The 1,713-nt window shown below is 62.9% G+C and carries 2 protein-coding genes and 1 pseudogene; all 3 read left to right on the top strand.

All coding sequences use genetic code 11. The features are described 5' to 3' along the window. Window positions 1-39: 39 nt before the first annotated feature. Window positions 40-387, top strand: a pseudogene (locus QT222_RS01505) (AMP-binding enzyme); the annotation flags it as partial. Between the two features lie 182 nt (window positions 388-569). Beyond that, window positions 570-797 (top strand): hypothetical protein, encoded by a 228-nt coding sequence (locus QT222_RS01500; RefSeq protein WP_491476076.1) that lies wholly within the window; start codon window positions 570-572, stop codon window positions 795-797. A 137-nt stretch (window positions 798-934) separates the two neighbouring features. Further along, window positions 935-1,713 (top strand): acyl-CoA dehydrogenase family protein (locus QT222_RS01495; RefSeq protein WP_491476075.1); only part of this gene is annotated, 779 nt, incomplete at its 3' end.

Here is a 1,713-nt window from a genome sequence, read left to right as displayed (position 1 = left end):
TCGGCGGCGACGGATGTGCATAAGGGACAAGGTTAAGGGGACGAGAACGACTTCTTCTATGTCGTAGACCGGAAGGAGGGCATGGTAAACACGGCGGGATACAACGTCGATCAGCGAGGGGTCGAGGGGTTGCTGTTCGAGCACGAGGGGGTGGCCGACGCGGCCGTGGTGGGGATTGCGGACGACCGCCGAGGCGAGACGGTGAACGCGTTCGTGGTGCCGGTTCCGGACATCGAGGAGACGCCCGAGGAACTCAAGCAGTACTGTCTCGACAACCTCGCGGAGTACAAACACCCCCGCGAGGTCGAGTTCGTCGAGGAGTTGCCCCGGACGACCACCGGGAAGGTCCAGATGTTCGAACTCCGGGAGACCGAGGCAACCAAGTGACCCGGAGCGACAGAGATGGCTGACCCACCGACGACGCTGACGCTGGACGAGGGGCGTAGCGACGATAACGCTGAACCAGCCCCAGCGGCACAACGCTCTCGGCGATTGCCGACGGACTGGAGCACGAGTCGACGTGGGAGACCGGCCAACTCGAACCCCAGAAGGTCGACGACGGCGTCGAGGTGGCTGCCATCCCGGAAGAGATCGGCTTCATGGAGCAGACCGTCTACGTCGCCGTGGTCCCGCGCCTCCCGGAGGGCCACCGCATCGTCGGCGTCCGAATCGAGTTGCCAGGTGTACCAGTCGCTCCGGCAGATTCCGCAGGCCTCGGTCTAGACGACCACGCCGCCCGGACCGGACTCCAAGCGGTCCACGTCCTTGCTTTCGAGCGGTTCGCCGTACTCGCGTAGCACTGGGGCGCGCATACCGGGTCGGCAAACGCTCGGACACGTGAACTGCCAGTCAACTGTACGCTAAAAACTGGATTACTATTAACAGTGGTTGAAATAACCCCAAAATACTTTTTATTGGAAGGTGATGTGAGGGTATGACATTTCGACTGTCAGACGAGCAGCGCGCGATACGCGAGGCGGTCCGGGAGTTCGGCGAGGAGGAGATCGAACCGGTCGCTCGAGAGCACGACGAGCAGAGGCAGTATCCGGCGACCCTCGTCCAGAAGGCCGCCGAACTCGACTTCGTGGCCCCGAGCATTCCGGTCGAGTACGGCGGTGACGGAATGGACACCCTCTCGGCGACGGTCGTGACCGAGGAACTCTGGCGCGCCGACCCCGGCATCGGTAGCGCGATCGGAAGTCGGGGGTTCGGGACCGATATGATTCAGAAGTACGGCGACGAGTGGATGAAAGAGGAGTGGCTCCCGCGAATCGCCTCCGGCGAGTCGGCGTGCTGTAGCTGTATCTCCGAACCTGCACACGGATCCAACGTCGCCGGCATCGAAACCCACGCAGAACGGGACGGTAACGAGTGGGTCATCAACGGTAACAAGATGTGGATAACGAACGGGACCGTCGCCGACATCGCGGTCGTGATGACCAAGACGTCGCCCGGCGACGGCAATCGTGGTATCACCGCGTTCCTCGTACCCACCGACGCCGACGGCTTCAGGACCGAGAAGATAGATAATAAACTCGGCATCCGGGCGTCGGACCTCGCCGATGTCATTCTGGACGACGTTCGCGTGCCCAAGGAGAACGTCATCGGCGGAGTCGACGAGGGGTTCTACCAGCTCATGGACTTCTTTGCCAGCGGCCGAGTCAGCGTCGCGGCCCAAGCAGTCGGGACAGCCCAGGCCGCGCTCGACGCGGC

The sequence above is a fragment of the Haloferax sp. s1 genome (assembly GCF_058382125.1).
This window is presented reverse-complemented; position numbering and strand designations above follow the sequence as displayed.